Below are 17359 nucleotides of genomic sequence, written 5' to 3'. Positions count from 1 at the left end.
TGACGGCTCAAGGTATCGAGGCAGGAGAAAGTAATGGAATTCCGCGAATCAATGCGCCTCATCCCAATTCGACCCGATCCCCACGTCCACCACCAAAGGCACCGCGAGCTGCGCCGCGCGGCACATGCGGTTGCCGATTTCGCGGGCGGCCTCGTCCACATAATCCTCCGCCACTTCGAATACCAGTTCGTCGTGTACCTGCATGATCATGCAGACCGGGCAGCCGGATTCCTGAATCCAGGCGTCGACGGCGATCATGGCGCGCTTGATGATGTCGGCCGCGGTGCCTTGCATAGGGGCGTTAATAGCGGTGCGCTCCGCATACTGGCGGCGCTGGGCGTTGCGGGAGTTGATTTCGGGAATATAGAGGCGCCGGCCGAACAAGGTCTCCACATAGCCTCTCTCCCGCGCCATGTCGCGGGTTTTTTCCATGTAGCCTTTGACGTCGGGATAGCGGGCGAAATAAAGGTCGACGTAGCGTTGCGCCATGTTGGTGGGGATGCCGAGCTGTTTCCCGAGGCCGAACGCGGACATGCCGTAGATGAGGCCGAAATTGATCGCCTTGGCGGAACGGCGCTGGTCCGGCGTGACCTGTTCCGGCGGCACGCCGAACACTTCGGCGGCGGTGAAGCGGTGGACGTCGGTATTGTCGTGGAAGGCGGCGCGGAGGATCGGATCGCCCGAAATATGCGCCATGATTCGGAGCTCGATCTGCGAATAGTCCGCCGCGAGGATCTTGTAGCCGGGTGGTGCGATGAAGGCCTGACGGATGCGCCGGCCTTCTTCGGTGCGCACCGGGATGTTCTGCAGGTTGGGATCGGAGGACGACAGCCGTCCGGTGGCGGCCACGGCCTGGTGATAGGAGGTATGGACGCGCCCGGTGCGGGGATTGATCTGTTCCGCGAGCTTGTCGGTATAGGTCGATTTGAGTTTGGCTACGGAGCGGTAGTCCAGGATCAGCCGCGGCAGATCGAAGTTCTCGGCCAGTTCCTGTAACACCGATTCGTCGGTGGACGGTTGTCCGGTCGGCGTTTTCTTGACCACCGGTAGGTTCAGCTTGTCGTACAGGATGGCCTGGATCTGCTTGGGCGACCCCAGATTGAACGGGCACCCCGCCGCCTTGCAGGCGTCCTGTTCGATCTCCAACATGCGCTTTTCGAGTTCCCGGCTTTGCTGGGCCAGCTTGTACACGTCGACCAGCACGCCGGTGCATTCCATGCGGGACAGGACCGGCACCAGCGGGACCTCGATACCTTCATAGAGCGCTTTGAGCGAAGCTTCCGCTTCGAGCTTCGGCCAAAGGTGATGATGCAGGCGCAGGGTGATGTCGGCGTCTTCCGCCGCATACTCGGTGGCGCTTTCGATGCCGACCTGCCTGAAGGGAATCTGTTTCGCGCCTTTGCCGGCCACATCCTCGTAATGAATGGTCCGATGATTGAGATACAGTTCGGCCAGAGAATCCATGTCGTGCCGGGTGGCGGTGCTGTTGAGCACGTAGGATTCGAGCATGGTGTCGTGGCGGATGCCGGTCAGCGCGAGGCCGTGATTGGCGAGGACATTGGCGTCGTATTTGAGGTTTTGTCCGAGCTTCGGGCGGTCTGGGTCTTCCAGCAACGGCCTGAGCTTTTCCAGAACGTAATTGCGGCTCAGTTGCGCCGGCGCGCCGGGATAATCGTGAGCCACCGGGACGTAAGCCGCTTCGCCGGGTTCCACTGCAAAGGACACACCCACGATTTCCGCCCGGCTGTAGTCGAGGCTCGTGGTTTCGGTGTCGAAAGCGAAGTATTCCGCGGCTTTCAGTTTTTTTAGCCAGTGCTCCAGTTCATCCTCGGTCAGGATCGTTTCGTAGCTGGCTTTGATCGCGGTTTGCGGGACGTAGGCCGCCGCGCTTTCGACGCCGCTCGATGCATCCAGTTGCCGGAGCCAGGAGTTGAATTCGAGCCGGACCAGGAGTTCCCGCAGGGCGGATTGGTCCGGTTCGGTTCGTTGGAGATCGTCCGGTCCGATCGGCAGTTCCACGTCGCATTTGATGGTGGCCAACTGTCGCGACAAGGGGATTTGATCGAGGTTTGCGCGGAGATTCTCGCCGACCTTGCCGCCGATTTCCTCGGCGTGGGCGACGATGGCATCGAGCGAGCCGTATTGGCTCAGCCATTTCGCCGCCGTTTTCGGTCCCACCTTGGGAATGCCGGGGATGTTGTCCGAGGTGTCGCCCACCAGGGCCAGATAATCGACGATACACTCGGGCGGCACGCCAAACTTGGCTTTTACGCCCTCGACGTCGAGGCGACTGTCGAACATGGTGTTCTCCAGCATCACCCGGTCGTTGACCAGTTGCGCCATGTCCTTGTCGCCGGTGGAAATGACGACCGAATACCCTTGCTCGACCGCCTTCATCGTGAGGGTGCCGATGACGTCGTCCGCTTCTACGCCTTGCTCGATCAACAAGGGCAGGCCTAGCGTCCGGATGATGTCGTGCAGCGGCTGAATCTGCGCCCGAAGCTCGTCCGGCATCGGCGGCCTATGGGCTTTGTAGTGCTCGAAAAGATCGTCGCGGAAGGTCTTTCCGGGTGCGTCGAACACGACGGCGATATAGCAGCTCTCGTACTCTCCGATGAGCTTCCGCAGCATGTTGGCGACGCCCAGCACCGCGCCGGTCGGTTCGCCGCGCGAGTTGTTCAGGGGCGGCAGGGCATGAAACGCACGGTACAAAAATGAAGAGCCGTCGACGAGGACGAGGGTTTTCGGAGATGTTTCGGGCATGGTCTGGAATGGGTTTTTCAATCGGTCGGAGGCGGGCGGCTTGCTTGCCCGTGTGAATTCTAAATGTGAAAATAAACCGCAACAAACCGCAGTAGAGCTTTGCTCTCGCTGGAAAGCCTGCCGCGCTGGAACTGCCGCCCGCGTTGGGCGAGCGACGCACACGACGATGCCGCTGGCCTTGTCACCGGAACCCGATATTTACGAGTAGAGCACACAATAATGACGAATCAACCCTGGATCGCTCCTTCGATTTTGTCCGCCGACTTCGCGCGTTTGGGCGAGGAAGTGCGGAACGTATTGGCTGCCGGCGCCGATATCGTTCACTTCGATGTGATGGATAACCATTACGTTCCCAATCTGACCATCGGCCCCCTGGTGTGCGAGGCGCTCCGGAAATATGGCGTCACCGCGCCCATCGACGTGCATTTGATGGTCAAGCCGGTGGATCGCATCATCCCGGATTTCGCCAAGGCCGGCGCTACTTATATCACGTTTCATCCGGAAGCGTCCGAGCACGTCGACCGCAGCCTTCAACTGATCAAGGATCTGGGCTGCAAGGCGGGGCTGGTGTTCAACCCGGCGACGCCGCTCAACTACCTGGATCACGTGATGGAAAAGCTGGACATGATTCTGCTCATGTCCGTGAACCCCGGTTTCGGCGGTCAGTCGTTCATTCCGTACGTGCTGGACAAGCTGCGCGAGACCAAGCAGCGCATCCAGGACAGCGGCCGCGACATCCGCCTGGAGATCGACGGCGGGGTGAAAGTGGACAACATCCGCGAGATCACCGCGGCCGGCGCCGATACCTTCGTGGCCGGATCGGCCATTTTCGGCGCGGGCAAGGACAGCGATCCGAACCGTTACGACTCGGTCGTGCGTGCGCTGCGCGATGAAATAGCCAAGGCCAGCGCCGTTTGATGCTGGATCGCACGCCCGAACTCATCGCTTTCGACCTGGACGGCACGCTGGTGGACAGTTCGCCGGATCTGGCCGACGCCATCGATGCCATGCTCGGCCGGCTGGGCTTGCCCCCGGTCGGAGAGTCGCGGGTGAAAGGCTGGATCGGCAACGGCGTGGACATGCTGGTGAAACGCGCGCTGACCGGGGAAATGTGGCCGCAAGGTGAGCCGGCGCGTTTCGACGAGGCCCTGCCGGTCTTCATGGACCTGTACGAGGCAAACGTCTGCAACCGCAGCCGCTTGTTTCCGGGCGTCGCCGACGGGCTGAAGCAGCTCAAGGCGGCGGGTTTTCGCCTGGCGTGCGTCACCAACAAACATTCGAGGTTCACCCGCCCGCTGCTGGATCGGTTGGGCGTGTTGCAGGACATGGATTTCGTCGGATGCGGCGATCAATTCGAAAAGCACAAGCCCGATCCGTGCCCCTTGCTGAAGACCGCCGAATTTTTCGCGGTCGAGCCTTCCCGCGGTTTGATGGTCGGCGATTCCGCCAACGACGTGAAAGCCGCGCGGGCGGCAGGATTCATGGTCGTCTGCGTGCCTTACGGCTACCACGGCGGCAATGGCGTCGAGTGCCTGGAGCCGGACGCCGTCGTTTCCTCCCTGACCGAGTTGCCCGCCTTGTTCAAGAAAGCCGCGTGAGCACCATGCATCGACCTGTTCTGAAAGAGCGATGGCGTCACTGAACCAGCCTCAAACCTAGCGGGTTCGGCCGGCAGGCCGTAACCCGGCGAATGGCCCGTTGGGTTATTCTTCGCAAATCCGCCTTACCTCGATGGATAAAACATCATGACGCCCGAACGATTTCAGCAGTATGCCGACCAAGGCTACAACCGCATTCCGCTGGCCCGCGAGGTTCTGGCGGACCTCGATACGCCTTTGAGCGCGTATCTCAAGTTGGCCGACGCGCCTTATTCCTATCTGTTCGAATCCGTGCACGGAGGCGAGCAATGGGGGCGTTATTCCATCATCGGCTTGCCGTGCCGCACCGTGATCCGGGCGTGCGGTCCGGAAATCATGGTCGAGCGGGACGGACGCATCGTCGAGGCGAACCGCGTCGACGATCCGCTCGACTGGATTCGGCGCTACGGCGCGCGCTTCAAAGTTCCGCAGATCGAGGGCCTGCCCCGCTTCACCGGCGGGTTGGTCGGCTACTTCGGCTACGAGACGATTCATTACATCGAACCCCAGTTGCACTGCGAGAAGCCCGATCCGATCGGGGTTCCGGACATCCTGCTGATGGTGTCCGAGAATGTGCTGGTATTCGACAACCTGTCCGGCAAGCTGCTGGTTCTGACCCACGCCGATCCCGCCGAGCCGAACGCTTACCATCAGGCACAGGACCGGCTGGAAACGCTGATTCAGGGACTTCGGCAAAACCGCTTGCCGGCGAACCGCGGACAGTCGCTGCCCAAGCAGGTCGACGAAAGCGACTTCGTCTCCGGCTTCACCCAGGAGGGTTTCGAGAATGCGGTGCGCCGGGTGAAGGAATACATCGTCGAAGGGGACGTGATGCAGGTCGTCCTTTCGCAGCGATTGTCCATTCCGTATTCCGCTTCGCCCATGGATTTGTACCGCGCCTTGCGCTGTCTGAATCCCTCGCCTTACATGTTCAACCTGAATCTCGGGGATTTTCACGTCGTCGGCTCTTCGCCGGAAATCCTGGTGCGCGTCGAGGACGAAACCGTGACCGTTCGGCCGATCGCCGGCACGCGTAAGCGCGGCAAGACGCCGGAGGAGGATCTGGCCCTGGAGCGGGAGCTTCTGGCCGATCCCAAGGAAATCGCCGAGCACCTGATGCTGATCGATCTCGGCCGCAACGACACCGGGCGGGTGGCGGAGACCGGCAGCGTCCGCGTTACCGACAAGATGATCATCGAGCGTTATTCCCACGTCATGCATATCGTGTCCAACGTCACCGGCCGTTTGGCCAAGGGCAGGGACGCTTACGACGTACTGGCCGCGACATTCCCCGCCGGCACCGTCAGCGGCGCGCCCAAGATCAGGGCCATGGAAATCATCGCCGAGCTGGAGCCGGTCAAGCGCGGGGTTTATTCCGGCGCCGTCGGCTACATCGGCTGGTCCGGGAACCTGGATACGGCCATCGCCATCCGCACTGCCGTGATCCGGGACGGCACCCTGCACATCCAGGCCGGAGCCGGCGTGGTGCACGATTCCGTTCCCCGCAACGAGTGGGAGGAAACGCTGAACAAGGGGCGCGCAGTGTTTCGCGCGGTCGCCATGGCCGAAGCCGGGATCGAAGGAGGGCGGAGCTTATGAGCGCTCGCGTATTGATGATCGACAATTACGATTCGTTTACCTACAACCTGGTCCAGTATCTGGCGGAGCTGGGCGCCGACGTGGAAGTGGTGCGCAACGATCAGATCGACGTCGAGGAAATCGAAGGTTTCGCCCCGGACAAGATCGTGATTTCGCCGGGACCCTGCACGCCGAAAGAGGCGGGCATTTCGGTGGACACGATCCGCCGCTATGCCGGCAAATATCCCATTCTGGGCGTCTGTCTCGGCCATCAGAGCATCGGCTATGCGTTCGGCGGCAATGTCATTCACGCCAAGAGCATCATGCACGGCAAGTGCTCGATGGTGCACCACCGGAATAAGGGGGTATTCCGCGGGCTGAACAATCCGTTCCAGGCCACCCGCTACCATTCCCTGGTGATCGAGCAGGAGACCCTTCCCGAATGCCTGGAAGTCACCGCCTGGACCGAGGGCCGGGACGGCAAGATCGAGGAAATCATGGGCGTCCGGCACAAGCAGCTCGCCATAGAAGGCGTGCAGTTTCATCCGGAATCCATCCTGACCGAGCAGGGCCACGACCTGCTGCGAAATTTTCTGAGCCAGTGAGCATTCGCATGGATATGCCGGCCGTCTTGCAGGCTTTATTGGATAGACAGAATCTCGGCGCATCGCAGATGCGCAAAGTCATGCGCACCATCATGAGCGGCGGCGCCACGCCGGCGCAGATCGGCGCCTTTCTGGTCGCTCTTCGCGCCAAGGGCGAAAGCGTCGAGGAAGTGGTGGCGGCGGCCCAGGTCCTGCGGGAGATGGCCACTAAGGTTTCGATCGAGGGCGATCATCTCATCGATACCTGCGGTACCGGGGGCGACGCCAACCACACGTTCAACATCAGTACCACGGCGGCGTTCGTGGTGGCGGCGGCCGGCGGCCAGGTGGCCAAGCACGGCAACCGCTCGGTCTCCAGCCGTTCAGGCAGCGCCGACGTGCTGGAGGCGGCGGGCATCAATCTCGATCTGACGCCGGACCAGGTCAAGGCGTGCATCGACCGGGTCGGCCTGGGGTTTCTCTTCGCCCAGCGGCATCACGGCGCCATGAAGTACGCGATCGGGCCGCGCCGGGAAATCGGCGTGCGCACCCTGTTCAATCTGCTCGGGCCGCTCACCAATCCGGCCGGCGCGCCCAATCAGTTGGTGGGCGTCTATTCCGATATCTGGGTGGAGCCGCTGGCGGAAGTGCTCAGGCAACTCGGCAGCAAGCACGTGCTGGTGGTGCACGCCGAGGACGGGCTGGACGAAATCAGCATCGGCGCGTCCACTCACGTCGCGGAACTCAAGGACGATCGGATCACGACCTATACGCTGACGCCGGAACAATTCGGCATCGAGCGGGCTCCCTTGAAGAAGCTGACCGTCGATACCGCCGCCGCGAGTCTAAAGATGATGCTGAGCGTGCTCGACCAGGAGCCGGGTCCGCCCCGGGACATTACCGTCCTCAACGCGGGCGCGGCGATTTACGCGGCCAATCTGGCGGACAGCTTGGAAGCGGGCGTCGAGCGCGCGAAAGCGACCATCGACGACGGCTCCGCCCGGCGCAAGCTGGATGCCCTGATCGAATTCAGCCAATCCATCGCCACTCATGAATAATCCCCCCGATATCCTGCAAAAGATTCTGGCCCGCAAAGCGGAAGAAATTACCGAGCGCCGGTCGCACGCGCCGCTGGAAGAGCTTCGGCGACGGGCGCAGGCTGCCGATGCTCCCCGCGGCTTCGTCCGCGCCTTGCGGAGCAAGATCGAAACCGGCACGGCCGCGGTCATCGCCGAAATCAAGAAGGCTTCGCCCAGCAAGGGCGTGATGCGGCCCGACTTCCGTCCGGCGGACATCGCCCGGAGCTATGCCGCTCACGGCGCGGCGTGTCTGTCGGTGCTGACCGACCGGGATTTTTTCCAGGGTTCCGAAGAGTACCTGAAGGAGGCCAGGCGCGTTTGCCCGCTACCGGTACTGCGGAAGGATTTCATGATCGATCCGTACCAGGTGTACGAGGCCCGTGCGATCGGCGCGGACTGCATCCTGCTGATCGCCGCTGCACTCAGCGACGAAACCATGCGGGAACTCTCGGATATCGCCGTCGACCTCGGCATGGACGTGCTCGTGGAGGTTCACGATGCGGCCGAGCTGGAACGCGCTTTGCGCCTCGATTTGCCGCTCGTCGGCATCAACAACCGGAATCTCCGCACCTTCGAGACCCGCCTCGACACGACGCTCGACTTGCTGGAGCGGATTCCCCGCGACTATCTGGTCGTGACCGAAAGCGGCATTCATACGCCGGAGGACGTGTCGTTGATGCGCCGCCACGGCGTCCATGCTTTTTTGGTCGGCGAAGCGTTCATGACGGCGGAGGATCCGGGCGTCCGCTTGCAGTCCTTGTTCGCTTCGCCTTGAGGCGAATACGCGGCACCGGTTAACCTAGCCCGTGTCCGAATCGATGACGGGTTGAATTCGGTCATAGGGTGTTCATTGAGCCGACAGAGGGATTGCCTTCATGCTTCCTCATCTCGACGATCTCGCGGCGCTGATCAAGGAAGTGGCCAGGGAAGAATTGCGGCCCAGGTTCGCCGGAACCGAGCGCCGATTCAAAGCCGACGGCAGCGTCGTCACCGAAGCCGATCTCGCCGTACAAAACCGGCTGACCGTCCGCTTGCGCGAGCGCTGCCCGGAGTTCGAACTGCTGGGCGAGGAAATGGACGCGCAGCGGCAACAGGCGTTATTGGCGCAAAGCAGTCCGGGGCTCTGGTGTCTGGACCCTCTCGACGGCACCAGCAACTTCGCCGCGGGGTTGCCGTTTTTCGGCATTTCGCTCGCCTTGCTCATCGAGCACAAACCGGTCTTGGGGATCGTCTACGATCCGATCCGCGACGAATGCTTTACCGCGGAGCGCGGCCGCGGCGCCTGGCTGAACGGCGTCCGCCTCGAAGTCCGGCCCGCCGGCCTGCCGTTGCAGCGCAGCCTGGCGGTGGTGGATTTTAAACGCCTGGGGCCGCTGGCGGCGAAGCTGGCCGCCCGTCCCCCTTATAGCTCGCAGCGCAATCTGGGTTCGGTGGCCCTGGAGTGGTGCTGGCTGGCGGCCGGCCGATTCCATGTCTATCTGCACGGCAAACAAAAGCTCTGGGACTATGCCGCGGGTGCGCTGATCCTGTCCGAAGCCGGCGGCCACGCGGAAACTCTGCAAGGCGAGCCGATCTTCGGCCCGGAATTGCAGCCCCGTTCGGTAGTCGCTGCGGGCGACGCGCGTCTGTTCGAGGAATGGAAGACCTGGCTGGCCGCACACGCGAGCGATACCGGCCTTTCCTGATCCCTTGCGCGCGCCGGGCGCCGTTTCAAAGGACGACGGCCGTTGCCGGACAGGCATCGAGCCGTTTGCAAAATCGCATTGCTTTCCGACGCGCGGCATGGTGCGATCGCCGCCATGAACGATCGTGCCGCGCCCGAGGATGAATCTGCGTGGATGCTGATGGCGGACGCCTTGTCTGCGCGGCCGGGAATGGCAGGCATTGTTGGCGCGTACTTTGCAGGGTTTCCTGCTTTATGGGCTAGACGCGGAGGGGTTGAAATTGATGAGGAATGCTTCTGCCATCGCATGCGAGGGATCGCTGCGCTCGGATCGTCCGGGGCGCGCCGATGCTCGGCTGCGCCTGCCGTTGATCCTTTGTTTCGTCGGTTTTCTTCACGCCTGCTCCTGGTATTCGCCGCTCCGTCAGGAGCCGGCGGCTCCCGTCGAGCCGACGGTCGAAAACATCGAAAGCAACCGCTTTGCGTTGGGCAAAGACGACAGTGTCGCGGGACAGTTGGCGACCGTGAAAGTCGGAGAAGGCGATTCTCTTCCGGACGTGGCCCGGCATTTCGGCCTGGGGCTGGAAGAGATCGGCGAGGCCAATCCCGAAATCGATCTTTGGGCGCCACCGCCGGGCAGCCGGGTGATCTTGCCGATGCAGTTCATCGTGCCGGATGTTCCGCGCACGGGTATCGTCGTCAATCTCGCCTCCATGCGCCTGTTTTATTTTTCGAAAAAGAAAGGCGGAGAAGTGGTTACCTATCCGGTCGGCATCGGCCGCGAAGGTCGTTCCACGCCGACCGGCGAAATGCGCGTCGAGCGGAAGACCAAGCACCCGACCTGGCACGTTCCGGCGTCGATCCGCAAGGATCATGAGCAGAAGGGCGATCCTCTTCCGGCGGTCGTGTTGCCGGGGCCCGACAATCCGCTGGGCGATTACGCCCTGTATCTCAGCCGCCCGAGTTATTTGATTCACGGCACCAACAAGCCGTACGGCATCGGGCTTCGCGCCAGCAACGGCTGCGTCCGTCTCTATCCGGAAAACATCGAGACGCTTTACCGGGAAGTGCCGGTCAAGACGCCCGTGCGCATCGTCAATCAGCCCTATCTGGTGGGCTGGCGCGACGGCGAGCTTTATCTGGAAGCCCACGAGCCTCATGACGAACTCAACGCCAAGCAGCTCAAGAAAAATCTGATCGCCGGGCTCAAGATGATCGAAAAGAAACAAGGCCGGAAGCTGGACTGGCCGCGGGTCGAGCAGATCGTGAGCGAGGCTCGGGGCATTCCCATACCCATTTTGGAGAACAGCGAAAATCTCGATCGGCTCGTGGCCAAAGCCGTGGCTCTGAAATATCCGGACGAGTTGTACGGCCAGCCGAAAACGCCGGCCATGACCGACAGCGGCTGGTACATCACGGCGCTGGAATCCGGCGACGAATTGAGCGCGCAGCGTCTGGCCGCGGTCCTGAATCATCAGGGACCGCAGATTCCGGCGCGGGCGGTGGCTTTGGGGGGCGGGCGATTCAGCGTCGTCGCCGGTCCCTTCAAGGACGGCAAGGCGACCAAAGCGGCGGCGAAGCGGATGAAGATCGATTTGGACATCACGGGCGATATCGTTTCGCCGAAAGAACGGCTGAGTCTAAAATGACCGCGGCGCAGCCGGCGCATTGAACCCGCCGCTCGCCCAAGGCGACGGCGCCGGCCGTCTTGCGATTACGGCCGGTTCGGCCCGGGGCGAGCGGGAGCATCCTCAACCACGAACGACCCCGGAATCATCCCCATCCAGCAACTCCAGGGAATCACGCCCGCCTGTCGCGGCGTGAATTCGATGGTTTGCTCGCCTTTGACCACATCGAATTCGAGCCCCAGCGCCGGGACGATAATGCGATGATTGCAGTAGTTCAGCTCCTTGCCGTCGATGATCCATTTCACGGGGACGTCTTTTTTCAATACGAACGTGTCGGGCTGAAAGCCCCGTTTGTTGACCTCCATGCGGATCACCTGGTATCCGGCCGCGGACTCCGCCGAATTTTCCTTCTTCGCCAGGTTCTCCAGATGCGTTGCGGCCAGGGTGGCCAGGGTCCGAAAGTCGTAGCCGGAACCGCTCATGACCAGGCCGCGGTTCAGCATGATGAGCCCGAGAGCCATCACCAGAAAGGCGGAGGCTTTCAACAAACCGCGGGTCGCCTGGGCGGAAATCAGGCTGGTCAGCACCCCGAAGCCGAACAGGATTGGCAACGTGCCTAGTCCGAAGACGAAAAGGAGCTTGGCGCCTTCGACGAAACTGCCGGTGCCTGCGGCCATGATGTACATGGCCTGGAGCGGACCGCAAGCGATCATCAAGCCGTTCAGCAGGCCGATCAGGAACGGACTCTTGCTTTTTTGCGTCCTGCCGTACACGAAGCAGCTCAAAAAGCCCGGTATGCGGATGCGGAATCGGCGGAGGCTCTTGAACCAATCCAGCATATTGAGGCCGAACAGTATCAGAAAGATGCCGGCGGCTATGGCGGCGATGCCGCGGATTTCCGGCGTAAAGGCTATAACCGATCCGAGCAGTCCGAACGTGCCGCCGATCAGGGTGTACGACAGCGTTTTGCCGATGCCGTAAAGCATGTGGGACAGCACGTAGGAACGTTTGCCGGCCGCGGCGATGCGCGCGGTATAGCCGACGACGAAGCCGCCGCACATGCCGACGCAGTGAAAGCCGGTGAAAAGACCGACCAGGAACAGCAGGCCGTAGCTCATGTCCCGGTCGAACCGGGGTAGGTGCATGTGTTCGGCGAGGCTGTCGCCTTCGATCAGGAGCGCGACAATGCCTGTTAGCGCGAGCAGGACGACGAGCGATCGTCCGAAGGTGCGGAGCCGCGGCGAACCGCCGGGGGGCGCTAGCGAGCACTGGTAGCCTTGGCTATCGATGGTCTCCACGATTTTTCGGAGATCGGTTCGAGCGGGGTCGAAGGTGACGATGGCGGTTCCGGCGACAAAATCGGCCTTGACCTCGCGGATGCCGGAAAGCCGGGCCACCGATTGCTCGATCGTCGTTTCGCATCCTTGGCAGTGCATGCCGCCGACGCGGAATTTCCGGGTTATCGTGGCCATAACGGTACCTGCTGAGGGATTTTCGGTTCGTCACCCGGAGCGGGCCGGGCAGGGCGGCTTAGAGCGGCGCTTTTCGATGGACGGATTCAAAAGCGTCTTGCGGCGGCTGCGGGTTTCGAGCGGATGCACCGAGGCGATCGGTCGCGGCGAAGGCCGTGAGGAGCGGGTCTTAGCCGAAACGGAGTTCGGCTAAACGATGCAGGCGCTTCGATGAAGTGCTCCGGGAACCCGATTTTCGGCAATGTCCTTCGGAGATTCTGCGTCAGTCTTCACGCCTGAATTCGCCTTCTATCGTGTATCGGGTCTCGCGCGCCGTCTTTTCGGCAGAGCGCGCGACGCTGCTTTCGAGAATGCGTTGCGCGATGCGTTTCCGGGTGACCGGCAACAAGCAGAACAACGCCAGCAGATCGCTGATGAAACCGGGTATCAGCAGCAGTACGCCGCCGGCGGCCACCAGGCCGCCCTCGATGATCTCGCGAGCCGGCAATTCGCCGCGCGCCAAGGCTTGCTGCACCCGGAACCAGGTAGTCCAGCCCTGTATCCTCAACAGAAAAGTGCCTAGCGCCGCCGCGCCGAGCAACAGGAGAAGCGTCGGGAAAAAACCCAGCGAACCGATTAGCTTGATCAGCAAATAAATCTCTAAAATCGGCAAGCCCAACAGTGCGAGCAATAGCCATTGACCGATGTTCATTGCATCCTCATACGTATAGAATTCACATTAACTCCGTGCTTTTTGCCATGTCTACCGAATACTGTCTAGTTTTGTGCACCTGCCCGGACGCGAAAACCGCTGAGGCGCTGGCCGCAGGCCTGGTGAACGAACGGCGGGCCGCCTGCGTCAGCATCGTTCCCGGACTGACATCCGTTTATCCTTGGGACGGCAAGATAGAGACCGCGCAGGAGCATCTTCTCCTGATAAAAACCGAAACGGCTTCGTTCGAAGCGCTGGAGACTTCCATCCGCGAGAAACACCCCTACGAACTTCCCGAAATCATCGCGGTCCCTATACTGCGAGGTTCGACCGCGTACCTTGATTGGATCGGCGAATGGCTGCACCCCAGAAATTGATGGGCCGTCCGGGCAATCGCTCCCGAACAAGAGCCCGCATCCTGACCTTCTTCTTACAGAGTGATTTTGCTATGCCGCAGTTCCGCGAGTGGGTTTTGCTGTTGTTCGTCTTTATGCCGCTCTGGACGGGCACGGCTTGGGCCATTGACGGCGAAGAGCTTTTGCCGCCCGAGCAGGCTTTCCGGGCATCGGCAAAAATCGATGGCGATGCCGCCGTGGTCGGATTCGACATCGCGGACGGCTATTATCTGTACCGGCAAAAATTCAAGTTCGCCTCCAAGACTTCGGGCATCGATTTGGGCGAGCCGGCCTTTCCGAAAGGCGAGATCAAGCAAGACGAATTTTTCGGCGAGATGGAAATTTATCGCGGGCACGTCGATATCCGCCTTCCCCTGGCGCGGCGCGACGGTGCCGGCGAGGCCCTGGCTTTGGACGTCACGTCACAGGGCTGCGCCGATATCGGCGTGTGCTATCCGCCGTATAAGCAGACGGTGAACGCGCAATGGCCGTCGAACGGCGCAAGCGGCGCCAAGGCCGATTCGCTCGGAAAGCTGGCCGATGTCTTCAAATCGCTGGGCGTCAAAACCCAGCCCGTCGATTTGCTGCCGCCGGACGAGGCGTTCCGCTTTTTCGCCGAGGTCAGGGACGCCGATACGCTGTGGGTCAATTGGCAGATTGCCGATGGGTATTATCTTTACCGCGAGAAATTCAAGCTGGCCTTGCTCGACGCAAACGGCGTGGCGCTCGAAAATTACGAGATTCCTCGCGGCGCGCCCATGCACGACGAAGAGTTCGGGGCGGTGGAGGTATTCCGTCGGGAAATCGGCTTTGCCGTTCCGTTGTCGCGCGTCGACGGCCGGCCGGTCACCGTTCGATTGCAGGCGAATTATCAGGGCTGCGCGGAGAAGGGGGTCTGTTATCCGCCGATGCAGAAGACCGCCAGCCTGGATTTGCCGGCCGGCGGCGTCGGGACGGTCGCGTCGGTCGCGGGGGTGGCCGATCCGGTATCGGAGCAGGATCGGATCGCTTTCGCGCTGCAAAGCGATTCCGCCTGGGCGACGATCTTCAGCTTTCTGGGATTCGGGCTGCTGCTGGCGTTCACGCCGTGTATTTTCCCGATGATTCCGATTCTGTCCGGAATCGTCGTCGGGCATGGTCACGCGATCACGACGGGACGGGCTTTCATGCTGTCGCTCAGCTATGTGTTGGCGTCGGCGCTGGCGTATACGGTTTTCGGCGTATTGGCGGGGCTTTTCGGCAGCAATCTCCAGGTGCTTTTTCAGGACCCCAGGGTGATCGTTGCGTTCAGCGCGCTGTTCGTGTTGCTGGCCTTGTCCATGTTCGGCGTCTATACGCTGCAAATGCCGGAATTCATTCAATCCCGCGTCGCTTCGATCAGCAATAGACAGCGCGGCGGAACCTTGGCGGGCGCGGCGGTGATGGGAGCGCTCTCGGCGCTGATCGTCGGACCGTGCGTGGCGGCACCCCTGGCGGGCGCGCTGATCTATATCGGCCAGACCGGCGATGCCGTGCTCGGCGGGCTGGCTTTGTTCGCCCTGGGACTGGGCATGGGAATTCCCCTGCTGGTCATCGGCGCATCGGCGGGGAAACTGCTGCCCAAGGCCGGAACCTGGATGAATGCGGTCAAGGCCGCTTTCGGCGTAGGGCTTTTGGCGATCGCGGTCTGGCTGCTCGAGCGTATTCTTCCCGTCACCGCATCCATGTTCCTGTGGGCGTTGCTGCTGATCATCCCGGCGATTTATCTCGGCGCCCTGGATGCCCTGCCGCATCCGGTTTCCGGGTGGCGCAGGCTGTGGAAGGGCGTCGGCATCGTCATGCTGACGTACGGAGTGCTGCTGTTGATCGGCGTCGCCTCGGACAGTACCGATCCGCTGCAGCCTTTGCGCGGGATGTACGCGACGACGACCAAGGCGTCGCCGCAGTCCCTGGTTTTCCGGAAAGTCGGGAATATCGACGATCTGCACCGGGAAGTGGCTCGGGCGGAGGCCGATGGAAAATGGGTCATGCTCGATTTCTATGCCGACTGGTGCATCTCCTGCAAGGAAATGGAGCGCTATACCTTCGCCGATCCCAAAGTCCGGGGCGCGCTCGGCGACGTGGTGCTGCTTCAGGCCGATGTCACTCAAAATTCCGCGGACGATCAGGCTCTGCTGAAAAATTTCGGTCTCATCGGGCCGCCTGCGACGCTCTTCTTCGGACCGGACAGGCAGGAGCGGAAATCGTTCCGAGTGGTGGGTTATATGAATGCGGATGAATTTTTGGGGCATTTGCAAAAGGTATTGCGATGAAGTCGATGAAGTTCCTGTTCGGAATGCTCGCGCTGGCCGCCCTTCTTGCGGGCGTTTTCGCCCAGCGCTGGCTGAGCGGCGGGGCGAACGACTCCGGCGCTGTCGCGATCCCGGAGCGCCCGATGCTTAGAGATTTCGACGGCAATCCGCGCGATCTTGCCGAATGGAAGGACAAGATCGTCGTACTCAATTTCTGGGCGACCTGGTGTCCGCCTTGTCGGGAGGAGATGCCGGAGTTCGTTCGTCTGCAGACCGAGTTGGGCGGCAAGGGCGTTCAGTTTGTCGGCGTTGCCATAGACGAGTCGGAGGCCGTGCAGGAGTTTTTAAAAGAGACGCCGGTCAATTATCCCATCTTGCTGGGCGACGAAAGCGCCGCCGCTTGGGCGGAGAGCCTGGGCAACCGGCTTAACGTCTTGCCGTTTTCCGCCGTTTTCGACCGCGGCCGACGCTTGGTCGCCGCGCATACGGGACCGCTGTCGAGAGAGCGGCTCATGGCGCTTGTCGAGCCCCTGTTGAGCGCCGGCGTATCCTCGAAATAGCTCTAACTGCGTCGAATGTAAGCGAAAACCTTCATTTGTGGACAGATTTTGCTCATTTCGGCAAAATAGCCGCGATTTTTCGGCTTTTGCGGTAATTGGAAACAAGTCTGCTTTCGTACTATGGCAAACATCCTCGTGCTCAACGGTCCGAACCTCAATCTGCTCGGGGTTCGCGAACCCGGGCTATATGGCAGCCAGACGCTGAGAGACATCGAGGCTGCTCTCGGCTCCAGGGCGCAAACGCGCGGTCACCGTCTCGATTTTTTTCAAAGCAATGCCGAGCACGAGCTGATCGACCGTATTCACCAGGCGTTCAGGGAATCCGCAGACTTCATACTCATCAATCCGGGCGCTTATACGCATACCAGCATCGCGCTTCGAGATGCGTTTCTTGCAACCCGTATTCCCTTTATTGAGGTCCATTTATCCAACGTTCATGCACGGGAGCCATTCCGTAAGCATTCGTATTTGTCCGATATCGCCAGAGGGGTTATTTGCGGATTGGGCACGCTCGGCTACGAGCTCGCCTTGACTGCCGCCATACACATCGTTGAAACAGGCTAAAACATGGATATTAGAAAAATAAAAAAACTCATCGAAATGATTGAAGAGTCGGGGATCGCGGAAATCGAGATTCACGAGGGAGAGGAGTCGGTACGCATCAGCCGGTACAGCAGCGTTGCGCCGCAACCGGTGCCGGTTTTGCAGGCCGCCGCACCCGCCATTACGGTACAGCCCGGGGCAGCGCCTCAGGCGGCCGAGGCAACGGCGGACAAGCTGACCGGGCATATCGTCCGATCGCCCATGGTGGGAACTTTTTACCGGTCGCCGTCGCCGGGAGCGAAAGCTTTCGTGGAGGTCGGCCAGCGCGTGGAAGCGGGCGATACGCTCTGTATCATCGAAGCCATGAAAATTTTGAATCAGATCGAGGCGGATAAATCCGGTGTGATCGCCAAAGTGCTTGTTGAAAACGCCCAACCGGTGGAATACAACCAGCCTTTGTTCGTCATCGAGTAACCTTCCGTTGCTCCTTATTCCG

The 17359-nt window shown here is 61.2% G+C and carries 16 protein-coding genes; 13 read left to right on the top strand and 3 right to left on the bottom strand.

Going from position 1 to position 17359, the window contains the following annotated elements; genetic code table 11:
- Positions 1–48: 48 nt before the first annotated feature.
- Complete coding sequence (gene polA / locus ACWJKU_RS13070) at positions 49–2763, bottom strand: DNA polymerase I (protein WP_454142767.1); 2715 nt, start codon at positions 2761–2763, stop codon at positions 49–51.
- Positions 2764–2982: 219 nt separating this feature from the next.
- Here polA and rpe point away from each other — a divergent pair, with 219 nt between their 5' ends.
- The 8 genes from rpe (at position 2983) to ACWJKU_RS13030 (ending at position 10953) form a co-directional block, all read left to right on the top strand.
- Complete coding sequence (gene rpe / locus ACWJKU_RS13065; protein ID WP_454142765.1) at positions 2983–3681, top strand: ribulose-phosphate 3-epimerase; 699 nt, start codon at positions 2983–2985, stop codon at positions 3679–3681.
- The gene (locus tag ACWJKU_RS13060; RefSeq protein ID WP_454142763.1) at positions 3681–4361 is read left to right on the top strand and encodes a phosphoglycolate phosphatase; all 681 of its coding nucleotides are present in this window, start codon (positions 3681–3683) and stop codon (positions 4359–4361) included. The genes rpe and ACWJKU_RS13060 overlap by 1 nt, the downstream gene beginning before the upstream one ends.
- A 147-nt stretch (positions 4362–4508) precedes the next feature.
- Entirely contained in the window at positions 4509–5999 is a 1491-nt protein-coding gene (trpE, locus tag ACWJKU_RS13055) for an anthranilate synthase component I (RefSeq protein ID WP_454142761.1), read from the top strand.
- Positions 5996–6583: an anthranilate synthase component II gene (locus ACWJKU_RS13050; RefSeq protein WP_454142759.1), complete on the top strand. Its 588-nt coding sequence runs from the start codon at positions 5996–5998 to the stop codon at positions 6581–6583. Before trpE ends, ACWJKU_RS13050 begins: the two co-directional genes overlap by 4 nt.
- A gap of 8 nt (positions 6584–6591) precedes the next feature.
- Positions 6592–7620 (top strand): anthranilate phosphoribosyltransferase, encoded by a 1029-nt coding sequence (trpD, locus tag ACWJKU_RS13045; RefSeq protein ID WP_454142757.1) that lies wholly within the window; start codon positions 6592–6594, stop codon positions 7618–7620.
- Positions 7613–8416 (top strand): indole-3-glycerol phosphate synthase TrpC, encoded by an 804-nt coding sequence (trpC, locus tag ACWJKU_RS13040; protein WP_454142755.1) that lies wholly within the window; start codon positions 7613–7615, stop codon positions 8414–8416. Before trpD ends, trpC begins: the two co-directional genes overlap by 8 nt.
- 100 nt (positions 8417–8516) lie before the next feature.
- On the top strand, positions 8517–9326 hold the full coding sequence (locus ACWJKU_RS13035; RefSeq protein ID WP_454142754.1) for an inositol monophosphatase family protein: 810 nt from the start codon (positions 8517–8519) through the stop codon (positions 9324–9326).
- A 262-nt stretch (positions 9327–9588) separates the two neighbouring features.
- A complete protein-coding gene (locus ACWJKU_RS13030) occupies positions 9589–10953 on the top strand; it encodes a L,D-transpeptidase family protein (protein WP_454142752.1) in 1365 nt (454 codons plus the stop codon).
- Between the two features lie 65 nt (positions 10954–11018).
- Here the strand turns inward: ACWJKU_RS13030 and ACWJKU_RS13025 are convergent, their stop codons facing one another.
- Both ACWJKU_RS13025 and ACWJKU_RS13020 read right to left on the bottom strand, forming a co-directional pair.
- Positions 11019–12404: an urease accessory protein UreH domain-containing protein gene (locus ACWJKU_RS13025; protein WP_454142750.1), complete on the bottom strand. Its 1386-nt coding sequence runs from the start codon at positions 12402–12404 to the stop codon at positions 11019–11021.
- 262 nt (positions 12405–12666) lie between these two features.
- Positions 12667–13095: an FxsA family protein gene (locus ACWJKU_RS13020; RefSeq protein ID WP_454142748.1), complete on the bottom strand. Its 429-nt coding sequence runs from the start codon at positions 13093–13095 to the stop codon at positions 12667–12669.
- 47 nt (positions 13096–13142) lie between these two features.
- Between ACWJKU_RS13020 and cutA the strand changes: the two genes are divergently transcribed.
- The 5 genes from cutA to accB all read left to right on the top strand — a co-directional run bounded on the left by cutA (position 13143) and on the right by accB (position 17337).
- A complete protein-coding gene (gene cutA / locus ACWJKU_RS13015) occupies positions 13143–13472 on the top strand; it encodes a divalent-cation tolerance protein CutA (protein WP_454142746.1) in 330 nt (109 codons plus the stop codon).
- A gap of 71 nt (positions 13473–13543) precedes the next feature.
- The gene (dsbD, locus tag ACWJKU_RS13010; RefSeq protein WP_454142744.1) at positions 13544–15781 is read left to right on the top strand and encodes a protein-disulfide reductase DsbD; all 2238 of its coding nucleotides are present in this window, start codon (positions 13544–13546) and stop codon (positions 15779–15781) included.
- Complete coding sequence (locus ACWJKU_RS13005) at positions 15778–16320, top strand: TlpA family protein disulfide reductase (RefSeq protein WP_454142742.1); 543 nt, start codon at positions 15778–15780, stop codon at positions 16318–16320. Before dsbD ends, ACWJKU_RS13005 begins: the two co-directional genes overlap by 4 nt.
- 120 nt (positions 16321–16440) lie before the next feature.
- Positions 16441–16884 carry a type II 3-dehydroquinate dehydratase gene (aroQ, locus tag ACWJKU_RS13000; RefSeq protein ID WP_454142740.1) on the top strand — a complete coding sequence of 148 codons (444 nt, stop codon included), beginning with the start codon at positions 16441–16443 and terminating at the stop codon, positions 16882–16884.
- 3 nt (positions 16885–16887) lie between these two features.
- Positions 16888–17337, top strand: coding sequence for an acetyl-CoA carboxylase biotin carboxyl carrier protein (gene accB, locus ACWJKU_RS12995; RefSeq protein ID WP_454142738.1), 450 nt, complete (start codon positions 16888–16890; stop codon positions 17335–17337).
- Positions 17338–17359: the final 22 nt, after the last annotated feature.

This window comes from Methylocaldum sp. MU1018 (assembly GCF_053646775.1).
Note: the sequence above shows the minus strand (reverse complement) of the source record. Positions and strands in the feature narration are given on the sequence as shown.